At 69.8% G+C, this 17636-nt stretch carries 11 protein-coding genes; 6 read left to right on the top strand and 5 right to left on the bottom strand.

Features of this window, described 5'->3' with window-relative positions; all coding sequences use genetic code 11:
• Nucleotides 1–70 precede the first annotated feature (70 nt).
• Genes F3087_RS06875 through F3087_RS06865 form a run of 3 tightly spaced genes read left to right on the top strand, consistent with a single transcriptional unit; the run spans nt 71 to nt 6008 of the window.
• The gene (locus F3087_RS06875; RefSeq protein ID WP_150401005.1) at nt 71–2632 is read left to right on the top strand and encodes a serine/threonine-protein kinase; all 2562 of its coding nucleotides are present in this window, start codon (nt 71–73) and stop codon (nt 2630–2632) included.
• Nucleotides 2629–5292, top strand: a complete 2664-nt coding sequence (locus F3087_RS06870) for a serine/threonine-protein kinase (RefSeq protein ID WP_150401004.1) — start codon at nt 2629–2631, stop codon at nt 5290–5292. Before F3087_RS06875 ends, F3087_RS06870 begins: the two co-directional genes overlap by 4 nt.
• Complete coding sequence (locus tag F3087_RS06865) at nt 5289–6008, top strand: cyclase family protein (protein WP_150401003.1); 720 nt, start codon at nt 5289–5291, stop codon at nt 6006–6008. The genes F3087_RS06870 and F3087_RS06865 overlap by 4 nt, the downstream gene beginning before the upstream one ends.
• Here the strand turns inward: F3087_RS06865 and hpt are convergent.
• The 4 genes from hpt to F3087_RS06845 all read right to left on the bottom strand — a co-directional run bounded on the left by hpt (nt 6005) and on the right by F3087_RS06845 (nt 10616).
• On the bottom strand, nt 6005–6556 hold the full coding sequence (hpt, locus tag F3087_RS06860) for a hypoxanthine phosphoribosyltransferase (RefSeq protein WP_150401002.1): 552 nt from the start codon (nt 6554–6556) through the stop codon (nt 6005–6007). The two genes, F3087_RS06865 and hpt, sit on opposite strands and share 4 nt — an antisense overlap.
• Nucleotides 6557–6673: 117 nt before the next feature.
• Nucleotides 6674–7696, bottom strand: coding sequence for a tRNA lysidine(34) synthetase TilS (gene tilS / locus F3087_RS06855; RefSeq protein WP_150401001.1), 1023 nt, complete (start codon nt 7694–7696; stop codon nt 6674–6676).
• A gap of 336 nt (nt 7697–8032) precedes the next feature.
• Nucleotides 8033–9163 carry a zinc-dependent metalloprotease gene (locus tag F3087_RS06850; protein WP_150401000.1) on the bottom strand — a complete coding sequence of 377 codons (1131 nt, stop codon included), beginning with the start codon at nt 9161–9163 and terminating at the stop codon, nt 8033–8035.
• Nucleotides 9164–9176: 13 nt separating this feature from the next.
• Nucleotides 9177–10616: a D-alanyl-D-alanine carboxypeptidase/D-alanyl-D-alanine-endopeptidase gene (locus F3087_RS06845; RefSeq protein WP_150401032.1), complete on the bottom strand. Its 1440-nt coding sequence runs from the start codon at nt 10614–10616 to the stop codon at nt 9177–9179.
• 173 nt (nt 10617–10789) lie between these two features.
• Between F3087_RS06845 and F3087_RS06840 the strand changes: the two genes are divergently transcribed.
• On the top strand, nt 10790–11281 hold the full coding sequence (locus F3087_RS06840; protein ID WP_150400999.1) for an inorganic diphosphatase: 492 nt from the start codon (nt 10790–10792) through the stop codon (nt 11279–11281).
• A 52-nt stretch (nt 11282–11333) separates the two neighbouring features.
• Here F3087_RS06840 and F3087_RS06835 read toward each other — a convergent pair whose 3' ends face one another.
• Nucleotides 11334–14378 (bottom strand): AfsR/SARP family transcriptional regulator, encoded by a 3045-nt coding sequence (locus F3087_RS06835; protein WP_150400998.1) that lies wholly within the window; start codon nt 14376–14378, stop codon nt 11334–11336.
• A gap of 475 nt (nt 14379–14853) precedes the next feature.
• Between F3087_RS06835 and F3087_RS06830 the strand changes: the two genes are divergently transcribed.
• Together F3087_RS06830 and F3087_RS06825 are read left to right on the top strand one after the other, a co-directional pair.
• Nucleotides 14854–16044, top strand: coding sequence for a serine hydrolase domain-containing protein (locus F3087_RS06830; protein ID WP_223884886.1), 1191 nt, complete (start codon nt 14854–14856; stop codon nt 16042–16044).
• Nucleotides 16045–16093: 49 nt separating this feature from the next.
• On the top strand, nt 16094–17608 hold the full coding sequence (locus tag F3087_RS06825) for an alpha/beta fold hydrolase (protein ID WP_223884885.1): 1515 nt from the start codon (nt 16094–16096) through the stop codon (nt 17606–17608).
• The last annotated feature ends 28 nt before the right edge of the window (nt 17609–17636 follow it).

Below are 17636 nucleotides of genomic sequence, written 5' to 3'. Positions count from 1 at the left end.
TTTCTCCGCGACATCCACAGACCGACCAGTGCGGATTCTTCGGTGTCCGCCGAAGCCACTAGGTCCGAGAATGAGTGCCGACTCCGATAGAAGTTCCGAATCCACCACTGGTTTCGACCCGGGTGCTGGTTTTGGCCAGCTCCCGACACGGGCCGAATTCAGTGTTGTCGCAGCCTTCTCCGCCGCCTGGGAAGACGCCGCCTACGAATCCGCGGGCCCGCCCGAGATCGCCGAGTTCCTGCCCGACGCGCATACCCTGCGCACCGCGGCGCTGCTCGAGCTGATCCGCGTCGACCTGCGGCATCGCTGGCTGCGCCGGACCGTGCTCGGCGCGAACCCGGGTCCGGACACCCGGAAACGGCTCACCGAATACTGCGCCGAGTTTCCCGAACTTCAGCCCGGAAGTATCCCCGCCGGGCTGGTGTACGAGGAGTTCGTCATCCGCAGGCACAGCGGCGAACGCGTCGATCCGCGCGAATGTCTGCGCGAATATCCACACCAGGCGAGCGAACTGCGCGCGCTGCTGAACGCCGACGATGTCGATCAGAGCACCCGCCGGGCGGCGCTCGAGGATTCCACGCTGACCGCGCTCGCGCGCACCAGAGCCGCCTTCGTGGATAACGAATTGAACCGAACCACCGAGTCGACTCGTGGTTCAGAAGTGACCCGAGCGACCACAACTGATCTGACGGGAACGGCGACAGCCATTCCCACTACGATCGGCACCGGACCGGGCCGCCTCGACGCGCTCGATCGCATCGAAATCGGCCAGCGGATCGATGATTTCGATCTACTCACCGGGCTGGGCAGCGGCGCGTTCGCGCGCGTGTTCCTGGCCCGGCAGCGCTCGCTGCAACGGCTGGTCGCGGTCAAGATCTCCACCGACCACGGCACCGAGCCGCAGACCCTGGCCCAGCTCGATCACGACTACATCGTGCGGGTCTTCGACCAGCGGGTGCTCGACGAGGGCACCGGGGCCGCACGCCGGCTGCGGCTGCTCTACATGCAGTTCCTGCCCGGCGGCACGCTGCTCGGCGTGCTGCGCTGGGTACGCGCCACCCCGCCCGCCGAACGCAGCGGCCAGCTGCTGCTCGACGCCGTCGACGCGGCGATGGAGGAGAAGGGCGAGATCCGGCCGACCGATTCCAGCGTGCGCGCCGAGATCGCCGCGCTCAGCTGGCCGGAAACCGTGGCGTGGCTGGGCCGCAGGCTGGCCGAGGCGCTGGACTACGCCTCGGCGCACGGCGTGCTGCACCGCGACGTGAAACCGGCCAACGTGCTGCTGACCGCCGAGGCGGTGCCGAAGCTGGCCGACTTCAACATCAGCTTCAGCCGCAACGTCGAGGGCACCAGTCCGGTGTCCTACTTCGGCGGCTCGCTGGCGTATATGTCGCCGGAGCAGCTGGAGGCCTGTCATCCCGGATTCGGCCGCAGCGCCGCCGATCTGGACACCCGCGCGGACATCTATTCGCTCGGGGTGGTGCTGTGGGAACTGCTCACCGGGGCGAAACCGTTCGACGACAGCACCGCAGGCGCCGACGACCACGGCGACGACACGACCCTGGAGGCCATGCTGGAGCGGCGCAGCTCCGGCGTGGATGCCGCTGCGCTGGAACGGGTTCCGCCCGACTGCCCGGCGGCGCTGCGGCGAGTGTTGCTGAGCTGCCTGTCGCCGGAGCGGACGAACCGCTGGGCAAACGGGTCGGTGCTGGCCCGGCAGCTGGAGCTGTGCCTGGATCCGCGCGCCCGCGAACTCGTCGATCCCGCGCCGACCAGTTGGCGGCTGCGCCTGCGGCCGTGGCTGGTGCTGGTCACGCTGCTGTCGGTCGGGCTGCCGAATGTGCTTGCCTCGCTGTACAACATCCAGCACAACCAGCACCTGATCATCAGCAGGCTGAACGAGGACGCCCAGCACAGCTTCGTGGTGATCACCGGCGTGGTGAACGCGGTGTTCTTCCCCGCGGGCATCGCGATCGTGGTGTACATGTCGCGGTCGCTGCTGACGGTCCCGCGCGGGCTACGCAAGGGACGACGATACGACCCGGAGACGCTGCGCCATGCCCGGCGCGACGCCCTGCTGCTCGGGGATCGCGCTGTCGCCGTGGCGTTTTCGCTGTGGGTGCTGTCCGGCATCACCTTCCCGCTCACCCTGCAACTGGTGACCGGCGACCTGCCCGCGCGGGCGATCGTGCACTTCCTCGCGTCCCTGGTGGTGTGCGGGGCGATCGCGGTGGCGTATCCGTTCTTCCTGCTGACGTTCTACATGGTGCGCTGCATCTATCCGCTGTTCCTCCGGCACGGCGACATCAGCCCGGCGGACGCCGTCTGGTTGCGCGGGCTGGACCGCCGGTGCAACGGATATCTCGCGGTCGCGGCGTCGGTGCCGCTGCTCGCGGTGGCGGGCGTGACCTTCCTGCCGCCGCCGGACATTCCGCTGGTGATCTTCGCGGTCCGGGTGCTGTGCGCGGGCGGCATCCTCGCGTTCGTCGGCTCCTACCTGCTGTTCCGTGCGCTGGAGGCGGATCTGCGCGCACTGGAGCGCGTCGTCGCGCCGGAGTCGGCCGGACCGAATACCGTTGCGGCGGTGTCCGAACTCGACGTGGCCGAGCCTGCCGTGGAGACCCGCACGTGAGCTCCCCGCGCGCCGATGCCGTCGCGCGGTTCGCCGCCGAGTGGCAACGCTGCCTGCGGGCCGACTCGTTCGCGCCGCCGCGCCTGGCGGATTACGTGCCCGACGGCGCCCAGGTGCGGCTCGCGGTGCTGGCCGATCTGCTGCGCATCGATCTGCGCGAGCGCTGGGCCATGGCCGCCGAGCTGGGCAAGCGGATCGCCGAGTACCGCAAGGAATTTCCGGAGGTCGAGCACAGTCCCGAACTGGCCGACCTGCTCTGCGAAGAGTTCCTGGCCCGCCGCCGGCATGCCCCGCTGGCCATCGACGAGTTCGTCGCCGAGTACCCCGACCTCGCCGGCGAGGTGCGCGAACGGCTCGCCGCGTTCGGCATCGACGACAGCACCGCCGACTTCGGCACGGCGGAATCGACCGAAGCCATTGCCGCACTGGCCGATCTGGCTCCCGGACGGCAGATCGACGACTTCGACCTGATCACCGATCTCGGCACCGGGATGCTCGGCCGCGTCTTCCTGGCCAGGCAGCGCTCCATGCAACGGCTTGTCGCGGTGCGGCTTTCGGCGGGGCGGGCGACCGCGCCGCACACGATGGCGCAGCTCGATCACGCGCACATCGTCCGCGTCTTCGATCAGCGACTGCTCAGCACCGGCCCGGTTCAGGATTTCGATGCCGACGACGCGTTCGACTGGGAGACAGACGATTCCGTCCGCGACACCGGCGACCGGCCACAACGAACCGTCCGCGCCCGGCCGCCCGGTTTCCACAGCTTGGAGCGGACGGTCCCGGACGAAGCCACGATCGCAGGCCCCGGCCGCGACGATGCCCCCGCCATCACCGCGCCACGCAACCTCGCTCCAGCCGACACCGCGCGTGTCGACTCCCCCGATGACGCCACCGTTGCCAGTCCGCTGGACACCGATGACACCGCCGTCAACAGCGCTCCCCTGGACCAGACCGGCGCTGCGACGGTCGCCAGTCCGCGTGCCCGCAGCACCGATTTCCCGCGCCCCACGCGAACACAGGCGCTGCCCGGCGCACGCGTGCCCCGCGACAGCAACGCGACTGCCGATCCCGGCCGCTCGCTCCTCGGTGCTGCCGCGCCGCGCCTGGTCTACATGCAGTACCTGCCCGGCGGCACCGCGATCGGCGTCCTCGCCCAGCGGCGCACCGGCCCCGAATCCGACGGCGGCGCACTGCTGTTGCGCGCCATCGATGCCGCGATGGAGGCGAAAGGCGAGATCCGGCCGTCGGATTCGAGCGTGCGGTCCGAGATCGCCACGCTCAGCTGGCCGGAAACGGTGGCCTGGGTGGGCAGGCGGCTGGCCGACGCGCTGGATTACGCGGAGCACCACGGGGTTCTGCATCACGACCTCAAGCCCGCGAACGTGCTGTTCACCGCGGAAGGCATTCCGAAGCTGGCCGATTTCGCGTTGAGCGAGTCGGGCCCGCGCCCGGCCGCGGTGAATCCGGCTCAGCACGAGGATGATTCACTGCCTTACCGATCACCGGAGCAACTGGCCCGGCTGCTCGATCCGGCCCTGCCCGCGCCGGGCACCCGCAGCGACATCTACTCGCTGGGCGTGTTGCTGTGGGAAATGCTCACGGGCGCAAGCCCGTTCGAGGACACCCGGCAGACAGGCGATACCCCGGCCGAGACGCACGCGCGCATGCTCGACGTCCGCCGCGCCGGAGTCACCGAAACCGCGCTCGCCCAGCTACCAGCCGACACCCCGGCCGCCCTGCGCCGAGTGCTCCTCGACTGCCTGCACGCCGACCCGAAACGCCGCTGGCGCAACGGCGCCGAGCTGGCCGGGCAACTCGACCTCTGCCTCGATGCCCGCGCCCGCAACCTGGCCGATCCGCCGCCGACCAGCCTGGCCCACCGGGCCCGCGGCTGGCTGATCCCGTTCGCGGCCCTCTGCATCGGTGTGCCGAACGTGCTCGCGAGCTGGTACAACATCCAGCTGAACCAGTCCCTGATCATCGATCGGATGTCGGCCGACGATCAGGCCAAGTTCGCCACGGTCGGACTGGTCAACAATCTGATCGCCTTCCCGGTCGCGGCGATACTGCTGATCTTCCTCACCCGCCGGCCGCTGACCATCGGCTTCCGCCTGGCCCGCGGCCGCGAGTATTCCGCGCGCACGCTGGCGAAGGCCCGCCGCGACACCCTGCTGATGGGCGACTGGGCGGTGTTGGTGCCCTTCGGTTTCTGGCTCGCCGCGGGCGTGATCTGGCCGCTCGGACTGGCTTTCACCGGCGTCGACCTGCCGCCGAAGACGTTCCTGCATTTCTTTGCGGCACAGGTGGTTTGCGCCGCCATCGCGCTGGCCTATCCGTTCTTCCCGATCATGGTCTACGCCGTCCGGTCGGTGTATCCACAGTTGCTGGTGCGCGGCGGAATCGGGCCCGGCGACGAGCGCCAGCTGCGAAACCTGGCCCGGCGCGGCAACTTCTACCTCGGCGTCGCGGCCTCGGTGCCGCTGCTCGGGGTGGCGGGGGCGACCTTCGTCGATGCCGGCGATCTGGAGTTGGTGATCGTTCCGGTGCGCTTGCTCAGCGTGGGTGGCATCCTGGCATTTGTGGTTACCTACCGGTTGTTCCGCTGGCTAGAGGCCGACCTGCTGGCGCTCGCGCGGGCCATCCCGCAGCGGAAGCGATGACCTCGCCGCGCCCGCTCGGGCGGCTGGTGAGCCTGTCGCACGTGCACGATCCGGCGACCACGCCGCTGTACCCGGACGATCCGGAGTTCCGCACCGACATCGTCGCGACGGTCGCCAACGACGGCTACTACCTGCGCTATATCCAGCAGGGCGAGCACACTGGAACCCATTGGGGCGCACCGATCCACTTCCATTCCGACGGCCTGGCCGCCGACGAGCTCGACCTGGACGATCTGCTGCTGCCCGCGGTGAAGGTCGACCTGCGCGATCAGTGCGCCCGCGACCGGGACTACGCGATCACCGTCGCCGATCTGAAGCAGTGGGAGGGCAGGCACGGCCGAATCCCGAACGGCGCGGCGGTGATCGCCTGGACCGGCTGGGACGCCAAATGGGGCACACCGGAATTCATCGGCACGGCCGAATCCGCCGACCACCAACCGGGATTCGCGGTGGAGACGATCGAGTGGCTGCTGCGCACCGGCCGGCTCGGCCATCGCGGCGCGCTCGGCATCGACACCTTCGGCCCCGACCTGGGCACCGACCAGACCTACGCGGTCTCCAGGCTGCTCTACGGCGAGCACCGGATCAGCCTGGAGTGCCTGGCCAATCTGGCCGCGATCCCCGCGACCGGCGCCTGGATCCTGGTCGGCAGCCCGCTCTATCGCAGCGGTTCCGGCTCCCCCGCAACGATTTTCGGGATCCTGCCGGACCGCTAGGAGTAGACCTTCGGGTCCAGCGTGCCGATGTAGGGCAGGTCGCGGTAGCGCTCGGCGTAGTCGAGGCCGTAGCCGACGACGAACTCGTTCGGGATGTCGAAGCCCACGTGCGCGACGTCGACGTGGGTGCGCAGCGCGTCCGGCTTACGCAGCAGCGTGACCACCTCGAGCGAGGCGGGGTTGCGCGTGGACAGGTTGCGCTTGAGCCAGGACAGGGTCAGCCCCGAGTCGATGATGTCCTCGACGATCAGCACATTGCGCCCGGCAATGTCCTTGTCCAGGTCTTTCATGATGCGGACCACGCCGGAGGACGAGGTGGACGACCCGTACGACGAGACGGCCATGAACTCCATCTGGGTCGGGATCGACAACGCCTTGGCCAGGTCGGTCATGAAGAAGATCGCACCCTTGAGCACTCCGACCAGCAGCAGGTCGCCCTCGGGGGCGTCGGCGGGATAGCGCTTGGCGATGAGCTCGGCGAGCTCCTTCGTCTTGGCGGCGATCTCTTCCTGGGTGATCAGAACAGACGCGATGTCGTCCCCGTACACGTCAGCTGTTCCCTTCTGGTTTTCGCTCCCGGACGGCCGATCCATTATGTGTCATCGACCGCTGCGCAGACGCAGTAACACTGGCGGCGTTCCCTGGCCCTGCGTGGTCACGCTTCGCTACCGTCTCCGGGCCTGACGCTCACGCCGCAGTGTCAGCCTGCCATGTTCGCGCGCCGCGACCAACCTGCTCCCCGCCCGGCCGCCGCCGACCGCGACGCCGCCCTGCCCGCGCCAGTCGGTGATCAGCTCGTCGACCGCGTGTAAATGCTTGCCGGTCAGCGCTTTCGCCCCGCCGGCGAGCAGCCAGGCCCGGATCGCCCGGCGGCGCAGCGCGGCCGGCGCAGTGGCGAGCGTCTCGATCGAGAGGGTCGCGCCATCACTCGCGGTGTGCAGCAGCTCACCCGCGAGTGCGTCGAGCACCGCACCGTCCTCGCGCAGTTGCCCGGCGGTTCGCGCGAGCGCGCCGGCGACCCCGCCGCCGAGCACGTCCTCCAGCAACGGCAGCACCTCGGTGCGCAGCCGAACCCTGGTGAACTCGGGTGATGTGTTGTGCGGGTCCTCGTACGGCGGCACATCCACGTCCGCGCACAGCTGCCGGGTCACCGCCCGGCGCACCCCGAGCAGCGGGCGGCCCCATGGCTCGGCCCATTCGGTCATCCCGTGAATGGACCGTCCGCCGGACCCGCGGGCCAATCCGAGTAATACGGTTTCCGCCTGATCGTCGAGGGTGTGCCCGAGCAGGACCGGCAGCCCGTCTCGCGCTTCGTCCAAGGCCGTGTATCGAGCCCTGCGCGCCGCCGCCTCAAGCCCGCCGTCGCCGTCGACCTCGACCGGGATCACCCGGGCGGAGCGGCAGCCGAGCGCCAGCGCGGCCGCTGCGGCATCGGCGGCGACCACATCGGAGCCCGCCTGCAATTGATGGTCGACGACCAACGCGTCGACCGCGCCCACCTCGACAACAGCCGCGGCAGTAAGTGCCAATGAATCCGCTCCGCCGGACAGCCCGACCGCGACGGCAGTCCCGGCATCCCCGCTCGGCACATGGCCGGCAACCCAGTCCCGCACAGCGCGCCGCACCTCCAGCACCGCCGCCGTCTCCGGCAACCGCCGCGGCGCACCCACCCGCCAACGCGAAACCATAACCGGAGCCTACCGACGCCCAAGCGACGCAACTCGCACCCCGGCGCGCACAGGTTGTACCGGTGCGCACAGAATCGCAAACCAATCCATGCGCAGCCCACCAACCCGTGCGCAGCCCACCAACCCATGCGCAGCCCACCAACCCGTGCGCAGCCGCGCAATCCATGCCAATGCGGTGCACCCACCGGCCAACCCAACTCGCCGTCCGGTGCGCACAGATTGTGCAGGCGCGCACGAAATCGCCCGCCGATCCGTGCGCGGCACGCCAATCCGTGCGCGGCCGGCCAATTCGTGCGCGGCCGACCGAGTCGTGGGCCCTCGAGCGGGGGCGGGGAGTCAGCCGAGGACTCGGGTGACCCAGAGTTCCGGGCGTTCGATTTCGTCTGTGCGGGGCAGGGTTTCGGCGTTCGTCCAGATAGTGTTGAACCGTTCCATGCCGACCCGGCCGACGACGTCGTCCACGAACGCTTTGCCGCGGACGTACTGCGCGACCTTCGCATCGACACCGAGCAGCGCCCGCATGATCCGCTGCAACGGGTTCGTCGGGCGCTTGCGCCGCTGGTCGAACGCGGACCGGATCTGCTCGACCGAGGGCACCACCGCCGGGCCGACCGCGTCCATCACATGATCGGCGTGCCCTTCCAGCAGCGTGCCGAGCATCAGCAACCGGTCCAGCGCCTCGCGCTGCGGCGGCGCCTGGGTGGCCCGCAGCAGACCGACCACGCCGCGCGCGGCCGGATCGTCGGGACGGCTGCCGCGGCGGCGATCGCGCACCTCGTCGAGCAACCGGGACAGCATCTCGTTGAGCGGCTCGTCGCCGACCTCGCCGAGCACCTCGACATTGGACCGCATGTAGTCGGCCAGCCAGGGCGCGGAGGAGAACTGCACCCGGTGGGTCACCTCGTGCAGGCAGACCCAGAGCCGGAAGTCGCTCGGCGAGACGCCGAGTGCGCGTTCGACCGCCATGATGTTCGGCGCGACCAGCAGCAGCGTGCCGTCCGGCCCGGTGAACGGGTCGTACTGGCCGAGGATCGCGGTGGACAGGAAGGCGAGCATCGCGCCCGCCTGCACGCCGGCCGGTTTGCCTTGCAGCAGACCACGATCACCGGTGTCGGCGCCGGTGCCGGTCAGCTGGCCCATCGAGTCGGCGGCCGCGGCGATCCAGCCGGGCCGGTCGACGATCCGGGCGGCGGGCACCGGCTGGTCGTCGAGCAGCATGCTCACCTCGCGGACCGGTCCCTCCGCGCGCACGGACGCCTCCGCCAATTCGGCGACCACCTGCTCGGCGGAGAAACGCGAGGTCCGCGGCCCGGACGGCACCAGGGCCGCGCCGGTCTTCGCGGCCAGTTTCCAGTCGACGGCACCGGAGAACCCCGATCGGCTCTTGGACTGCTCGACCACCCCGTTGCCGGCGGGCACGACTGAACCCGAGCCGGTATCAGCTGGGTCGGAACTTTCTCCGTGCATTGTCAACCACCCGTCACGAGCATCCACAGTTGCGTAGCGTGCCTGCGATCGCATCCAATGCCGGTCTGCTCACCTCCGGCGGTCGATCGTTCGACATCAACGCGAAGGTCAGCACCCGCCCATCGGCGTCGAGCACATACCCGACCAACGCGCTGGACACCGACAGAGTTCCGGTCTTGGCCCGGACGAACCCCGCGCCCTGCCGATTGCGTTCGACATAGCGGCTGGTCAGCGACCCGGTCGCGCCCGCGATCGGCAGGTCGTCGAGCAGTGGCGCCAAAGTCGATGCGAGGCGGTCGTTCTCGGGCCTGGCCTTGGTGCCGGCCGGTTGCACCGCGGTCGACGCGTTCGGCTTGGCCGCGGTCGCGACCACCCGGTCCAGCAGTTTGGCCGGGATGCGGTCGTCCACCGACAGGCCGCTGTTGTCCTGCATGTCCAGCCCGGCCAGGTCGAAACCGGCCTTGCCGAGCGCGGTGCGGACCGCGTCGACCGCGCCGGCGAACGAGGCCTCGCCGCCGTTCGCCACGGAGATCTCCCGCCCGACCGCCTCGGCGAGAATGTTGTCGGAGTAGACCATCATGTCGCGCAGGCGGTCGCGCAGCGGCGCGGATTCCACGCTCGCCACTTCGGCCGCGCCAGGCGCCGCATTGCCGATCCGCACGCGGGCCGGATCGAGACCGAGCTCGGTGGCCAGCCTGCGCCCGGCGTCGAGCGCGGGCGTCGGGGTGCGCGGCGAGTACTCGACCAGCGGCTGCAACCGGCCGCCGTCGATCATCACCGACTCCATCGGCGCGATCGAGCCGTCGTGGATGTCGACCGGATCCCAGCCCTTGGCCATGCTCGGCCCGGGGTAGGCGGAGGTGTCGACCACGATCGTGTCGATGCTGCGGCCGGAGTTCTTGATCTGGGTCACCAGATCCGACACCCGCGCGGCATTCGGGTAGTAGCCCTTGCCCTCCGGCTCCGCGGTCAGCGTCGGATCGCCGCCGCCGACCAGCACCAGCTCGTTCGGCGCGGCCCCGGCGACCACCTTGGTGATCAGCCGGTGGTTGTCCGGCAGCGTGAGCAGCGCGGCGGCCGTGGTCAGGATCTTCGCGGTCGAGGACGGGATCATCGGCCGGGTCGGATCGCCGCTCCACAGCACCGTCGCGCTGTCGGCGTCGGTGACCTGCCCGGAGAACGAGCCCAGATCGGGATTGCCGATGACCGGCGCGAGCGCGGCGGCGATGCCGGCCGGGCTCGGCGCGGGCGCGTTCGAGGGCGCCGGAACGACCTGTGGGAACGGCCGGACCGGCGCCGGCGGCGCGGCCGTGGTCAGCCCGCCGTGCCGGAATTCGTCGGTCCACGGCTTCACCGTGAGCAGTACGCCGCCACCCGCCGCGAGGACGACGGCGAGCGTCACGCCGAGTCCGATCCAGATGTTGCGGCGCCGCCGGGCAGCCAAGCCACCGATGTTCTTACCAACCACAGCCCGCAGCTCTCCTCGACTGATTTCCGCAGCAGCCGCCTGCCGCACCCATGTCCCCGCCGACCACACTATCCTCGTTGCGCAACCGTTCCCCCGAACAACCTGGCGAGTCGGCAGTCGTGACTGCTCATGCTCATAGATGCACCGAAGGAGATGGCGTGGAGTTCGACGTCACCATCGAGATCCCCAAGGGCTCTCGGAACAAGTACGAGGTCGATCACGAGACCGGACGGGTCCGGCTCGACCGGCACCTCTACACCTCCATGGTCTACCCCGCCGACTACGGCTACATCGAGAACACCCTCGGCGAGGACGGTGACCCGCTGGACGCGCTGGTCCTGCTGCCCGAGTCGGTGTTCCCCGGCTGCCTCATCGAGGTGCGCCCGGTGGCGATGTACAAGATGGTCGACGAGGCAGGCGGCGACGACAAGGTGCTGTGCGTGCCGGCCGGCGACCCGCGCTGGGACCACATCCAGGACCTGAAGGATGTGCCCGAGTTCGAGCTGGCCGCGATCAAGCACTTCTTCGAGCGCTATAAGGATCTCGAGCCCGGCAAGTACGTCAAGGGCTCGGAGTGGGTCGGCCGCGCCGAGGCCGAGACGGAGATCACCGCCTCGATCCAGCGGCTGAAGGACAACGGCGGCCACTGAGCCGTACGGCCTGGAAAGCGGGAAGTCCTTCGGGCTTCCCGCTTTTCGCGTGCTATCCGGCGGCGCGCCGCTGATTGCGTTCGGCGATCACCTGGTCCAGGTGTTCCCCGAGCAGCGCGAGGATCGGCGCCTCCACCTCGCCGTCGAGCCGTTCGTGGGTGAAGTGCGCGTCCTCCATCGGCGCGAAAGCCTCTGCCGCCGAACGGTATACGCAGTAGGCCTGATGGGTCCGGCCGAGCGCCTGCAGGATCAGCCCGTGCATCACCAGCACCCGGGCCCGCGACAGCGGCCCGATGGCGCGGTTGAGCATCCGCACCGCCGCCTCGGCGATCGGCTCCGCCTGTTCCAGCTGCCCGGCCATCATGTGCACGTGCGCCAGCCGCGCCAGCGCCCAGCCTTCGCGCAGTTCCACCCCGCTGAGCCGGGCCAGTCGCAGCGACTCGCGGCACAGCTCGATCGCCTGCGCGTGGTCGCCCTGGAAGCCGCGGCTCACGCCCAGCTCGTGCGTCGCCATCGCCTCCAGTGCGGCGTTGCCGATCTTCGCGGCCAGCGTCTTCGCCTCGGTCGCCCGGTCCTGGGACTCGGCGAATTTGCCTGCGTCGGACAGGGTTTTGGCCATATGCACCAGACTGGCGCATTCGACCGCCGGATCCTCGACCCGCCGGGCCAGGCGGATCGCGCGTTCGGCGTGCCCGAGCGAGGCCGCGGTTTCGGTGCCCATCCTGGTCGAGGAGGCGAGCAGCTGCGCAGCGAACGCGGTCAGCCGCACGTCGTCCGCCGAGTCGGGGGTGAGCGAGAGCGCGATGCGCTGATGATCGCGGCCCTGGCGCAGCGTGCCGAGCGAATAGCTGTAGATCGCGCCGAGCGTCACCCGGATCCGGCATTCGACCCGGCGGTCACCCGCCCGCAGGGCCGCGCCGAGCAGCTTGTCCAGCGCCCGGGACAGCTCCTGGCAGTGCGGCCCGCCATCGATCAATTCCGCGGTGGCCCAGGCGATGTCGGCGGCCGGCGCGAGCGCGGCGCCGCCCACCCGCGCGGTCTGTTCGTAGAGCGAGATCAGGTTCGGTCGCTCGACATCGAGCCAGTACTGCGCGGCGATGGTGTCCCGGAACGAGAGTCCTTCGGCCACCGTTGATCCCAGATGTTCCGGTAGCCGCGACCCCGGATTACACACCGCCATCAGGTTTTTCATGGTGGCGAGATAGAAGTCGAGCAGGCGGACCAGCGCGCCGGACACCGGCTCGCCGGCATCCGGGCCGAGGTGCAGTTCGCGGGCGAACAGCCGGGGCAGATCGTGATAGGTGTAGCGCCCGGACGCGCTGGTCTCCATCAGGTTCAGATCGACCAGCGACTCGCAGAGTTCCTCGACCAGGATCCGGTCCGAGCCGAGGATCGCGGCCGCGCCGTCCAGCGAGATCTCCGCGACCTCCGGCACCGCCAGCATCCGGAATGCCCTGGCCTGTGCGCAATCGAGCTGGTCGTAGCTGAGCCGGAACGCCGCCTCCACGGCGAGGTCGCCGCTGCGCAGCGTGCCCAGCCGCTGCTTCTCGTCCGCCAGCCGCTCGGCCAGGCTGGCGACGCTCCAGTTGGGCCGGGCCGCCAATCGCGCGCCGATGATCCGGACGGCGAGCGGCAGCCCGCCGCACGCGTCGAGCACGCTGTCCACCGCGGCCGACTCGGTGCCGATCCGGCGCAGCCCGGCGATCCCGGCGAGCAGCGTGCGCGCCTCCACCCGCTCCAGCACATCGAGCCGGACCCCGAGAATGCCGACCACGCACGGCAATTCGGGCATGGACGAACGACTGGTGATCAACACCGCGGAGCCGGGCGTGCCGGGGATCAGCGGGGTGACCTGATCGACGTCGCGGGCGTTGTCCAGCACGACGAGCATCCGCTTGCCGTCGAGGAAGCTGCGGAACTGGGCCGAGCGCTCGGCCAGCGTCGGCGCGATCTCGCCCTCCGGAATGCCCAGGGCGCGCAGGAAATCGCCGAGGGTGTCCGCGGCCGGGGTTCCCGACTGCCCGGCCGGGCCGCGGGCCTGCGCGAAGCCGCGCATGTCGACGTGCAACTGCCCGTCCGGGAACTGCTCGCGCACCCGATGCCCGACGTGCACCGCGAGCGCGCTCTTGCCGATCCCGCCCATGCCGGCGATCACGCACACCGGCACCGCGAAACCGTCTGCCCGGGTGAGCCATTCGCTGATCTGCCGGACCGTGTCGGCCCGGCCGGTGAAGTCGACGACGTCGGCGGGCAACTGGGCGACCCGGCCGACCGTGCGCCGCGGCGGGCGCACGCTGACCCCCGCGTTGTCGGTATCGCGCTGGGGCACCCTAAGATCCGCGCGCAGGATGCGCTGGTGCAGTTCGGCGAGCTGCTGACCGGGCTCGATGCCGAGCCGTTCGATCAGCACCTTGCGGGTGTCGGCGTACACCGCGAGCGCCTCGGCCTGCCTGCCCGCGTGGTACAGCGCGGTCATCAGCAGGCCGCGGATCTGCTCACGCATCGGGTGCTCGCCGCACAGCGGGGTCAGTTCGGCGATCACCTCGGGGTAGCGGCCCAGGCGCAGGTCCAGCTCGATTCGCTGCTCCAGCAACGCGATTCGCCGTTCGACCAGCTGGGTGCGCTGCCGCTCGGCGTAGGGGCCGGGCAGCCCGGCCAGCGGCGTGCCGGACCAGAGCCGCAGCGCGGCGTCGAGCCGTTCGCGGGCCCGCTCGACCGTGTGCTCCGGCTCGGTGCCGATCCGCTCCGGCTGCACGTCGAGCAGCATGTCCTCGACCTGCTCCACATCGACCACGCCGGGGGCCAGCCGCAGCGCGTAGCCGCCGCCGAACCCGACCAGCACCGTGGCGGCCGCTCCGGTCGGCCGGTCCGGCTCCAGCGCCCGGCGCAGGTGCAGGATGTGGTTGCGCAGCGCGCCGATCGCGCTCGGCGTCGGATGCTCGCCCCAGACGCCGTCGATCAGTTCGGGCACCGTCGCCGAACGTCCGCTGCGCAGCAACAGGGCCGCCAGCAAGGCTCTGCGCTGTTTGGAGCCCAGATCGAGCTCCAGCTCGTCGCGCCACGCACGCACCTCGCCGAGTACCGCGAACTTCAGCATTCGGTCCTCTCTCTCTGACCGTCGATCGTTCAACGATGAACGTAGACAATCGTCGGACGTCTCGACGACCAGCCCCGCGCGAAGTCACCGATGAGCCACTGCCGATCCGACGTCGTCGTTCAGACATCCAAGCAATGGATTCATGAGGTTTTCATGACAACTAACTGATCGGGCGCTGGTATAGGGCACGGGAGCGGACATCGGACCAGGCCGGATGTCCACCCTCGATGGGTCGAGATCGGTTGTAGATGTACAGATCCCGGTCACCGTATGTTTGCACGCGCTCCGGGCGGCGGCCACCGCGCTCGGCGAATCACCGCCGGTTGGTGGTGCTAGCACCACCAACCGTCCCCAGTAGGCCCTACCCCGGATTCGGGTGCGCGTGGCATGGGCCGGACGGCCGCCGATTCCTAGGCTCGAAACCGTCGGGGACGCACCCATGCCTTCCGGCTCGAACAGGAGGAAATCACTGCTCATGAACCCATTTCGCCGTAACTGCGGGAAAGCGGTCCTTTCGGCCGCGATGGTCGGTGCGGTACTCGCCGTATCCGCGTGTGGCGGTGACACTTCGGACCCCACGCCGAAGGATTCGGCGAAGCCGGCACCGGCTGCGGTCGCCACCGCGATGGACGACGTGGTGCGCACCGGAACGCCCGGCGTGCAGGTGGTGATCGACGGCCAGGGTGGCCATCGCACCTTCACCGCGGGCGCGGGCAACCTGGACACCCGCGCGCCGTTCCCCGAGGACGGTCGCGTCCGGATCGGCAGCAACACGAAGACATTCGTGGCGACGGTGATCATGCAGCTGGTCGCCGAGGGCAAGGTCGAGCTGGACGCGCCGATCGAACGCTACCTGCCCGGCCTGGTGCAGGGCAGCGGCAACGACGGCAATCGGATCTCGGTGCGCCAGCTGTTGCAGCACACCAGCGGCCTGCCGGACTACCTCGGGCACGGCTCCGCGGACGGCGTGGTCAAGGACCATTCCGAGCAGCTGAACCCGGACGACGAGGCGCTGCGCTGGCAGCATTTCGAGATGGCCGAACTGGTCCGCCGGGCGATGACCGCGCCGCCGAACTTCGAACCCGGCGCGAAATCGGTCTACACCAACACCAACTACCTGATCGCCGGCCTGCTCATCGAGCGGGTGACCGGGCATCCGGCCGCCGAGGAGATCGGCCGCCGGATCATCGAACCGCTCGGCCTGCGCGACACCTATGTGCCGGCGGCGCGCGAAACGACCATCCGCGGCTCGCATCCCCAGGGCTACCACCTGCTCGGCGGCAAGTCGGTCGACTTCACCGATCTCGACCCGTCCTGGGGCGGCACGGCCGGCGACATGGTCGCCACGCCGACCGACCTGAACCGGTTCTTCACCGCGTTGCTGACCGGAAAGCTGCTGGCCCCAGCACAATTGGCGGAGATGCAGCGCACCGTGCCGTTCGATCGGATGCCGGGCGCCGAGTACGGTCTCGCGCTCATCCATCGGACCACGCCGTGCGGCAAAGAGGTGTGGGGCCACGGCGGCAGCATTCCCGGCTTCGAGACGCGCAACGGCGTGACCGCCGACGGCACCGCGGTCACTGTCACCGTGAATCAGCTGCCGACCTCCGAGGAGACCGCCGACGCGGTCAACCGGGTGCTCGACGCCGCGCTCTGCTCCGCCTGACCCACCGCGCCGATATCGGTTGCGGCCGAACGACATCGAAGGATCATCAGTGAAACGCACACGAGCGCTGACGGCCGTCCTGGCCTCGGTCACCAGCCTGGTGGCCGGCGCCGGATTGATCGGCTGCGCGGGGCCCGCCGCGAAGGCGGAACCGCCCGCGCTGGACCGCTTCTACAGTCAGCAGCTGGACTGGAAGGCATGCGGCGAACCCCAATTGGACGGGGCGGGTGCGCAGTGCGCCGATGTCACCGTGCCGCTGAATTACGCTGAGCCGCAAGGCCCCACCCTCACCGTGGCGATCTCCCGGCTGGCCGCCACCGATCCCGCGCAGAAGCGCGGCGTCATGCTGTCCAACCCGGGTGGGCCGGGCGGCGCTGGCCTGGACTTCATGGTCACCGTCAGCAAGGCGATGACGCCCGAGGTGCGGGCCCGCTACGACCTGATCGGCATGGACCCGCGCGGCGTCGGCCGCTCCTCCCCCGTGCAGTGCCGCTGGCCCCGCGGCATCGGCCTGCAATCGGCGGGCGTCGACGCGGCGAGCTTCGCCGAATCCGTGGCGATGCAAGGCGAACTGGCCGCCCGCTGCGCCACCACGGAGGCGGCCCGGCTGCCCTACATCACCACCCGCAACACCGCGCGCGACATGGACGTCATCCGCGGCATCTTCGGCGAGGAGCGAATCAACTTCTACGGCACCTCTTATGGCACCTACCTGGGCGCGGTGTTCACCCAGATGTTCCCCGAGCGCAGCGACCGGATCGTGCTGGACAGCGCGGCCGATCCGGACAACTACGGGACGGTCGGCATGATGCAGGCGATGGGGCCGCCCAACGAGGCCGCGCTCGACCTGTGGGCGGACTGGGTCGCCGCGCGCGACGGCGAATACCATTTCGGCACCAGCCGGGCCCAGGTTCGCGGCGCGGTGCAGGACTTGATTCGCCGGGGCGCGGACAAGCCGATCCGGTTGGGCGAGTACGAGGTCGACGATCACTGGATACCGCTGGTGCTGTTCGTCGGGCTGGATGCCCCGAACCAGTACGAGATGCTGGCCGGGCAGATCCGCAAGATCGCCGATGCCGCCGACGGCAAGCCGGTCGATGTCGACCCGACCCTGGATGCCACCCTCGGATACGCGTTGAAGGCACGGCCGCAAGACAATTCGTCCCAGATGGCGATCCTGTGCGGCGACGTGGCCGCCCCGCGCGATCCCGGATTCTATTGGCGCAACATCGAAGCCGCGCGGGCCGCGCAACCGGTGTTCGGCGCGTTCAGCAATAACATCACCCCGTGCGCGTTCTGGGCCCCGCCCGCCGAACCCGCCACCGTGGTGCGGAATTCGGTACCCGCCCTGATCGTGCAGTCCACCGGTGACACCCGGACCGCCTACGCGGGCGCGGTCGCCATGCACCACGACCTGAGCGCGTCGCGCATGGTCACGTTGCAGGATGTCCCGATCCACTGGATCTTCGGGCGCTACCAGAACTCCTGCACCTACGCGGCGGTGAACACCTACTTCCGCGACGGCACGCTGCCCGCCGCCGACCTCACCTGCCAGGCGGACTAGACCCGGCGTGAAGGCCTGAGCCCCAACG

The sequence above is a fragment of the Nocardia colli genome (genome assembly GCF_008704205.1).
GTDB lineage: Bacteria > Actinomycetota > Actinomycetes > Mycobacteriales > Mycobacteriaceae > Nocardia > Nocardia colli.
This window is presented reverse-complemented; position numbering and strand designations above follow the sequence as displayed.

What these genes read in the sequence shown, in the direction of transcription:
- F3087_RS06865 (WP_150401003.1), top strand. Translation starts at nt 5,289, where the DNA reads ATGACCTCGCCGCGCCCGCTCGGGCGGCTGGTGAGCCTGTCGCACGTG.
- F3087_RS06850 (WP_150401000.1), bottom strand. Translation starts at nt 9,163, where the DNA reads ATGCACGGAGAAAGTTCCGACCCAGCTGATACCGGCTCGGGTTCAGTC.
- F3087_RS06875 (WP_150401005.1), top strand. Translation starts at nt 71, where the DNA reads ATGAGTGCCGACTCCGATAGAAGTTCCGAATCCACCACTGGTTTCGAC.
- F3087_RS06835 (WP_150400998.1), bottom strand. Translation starts at nt 14,378, where the DNA reads ATGCTGAAGTTCGCGGTACTCGGCGAGGTGCGTGCGTGGCGCGACGAG.
- F3087_RS06830 (WP_223884886.1), top strand. Translation starts at nt 14,854, where the DNA reads ATGAACCCATTTCGCCGTAACTGCGGGAAAGCGGTCCTTTCGGCCGCG.
- tilS (WP_150401001.1), bottom strand. Translation starts at nt 7,696, where the DNA reads ATGGTTTCGCGTTGGCGGGTGGGTGCGCCGCGGCGGTTGCCGGAGACG.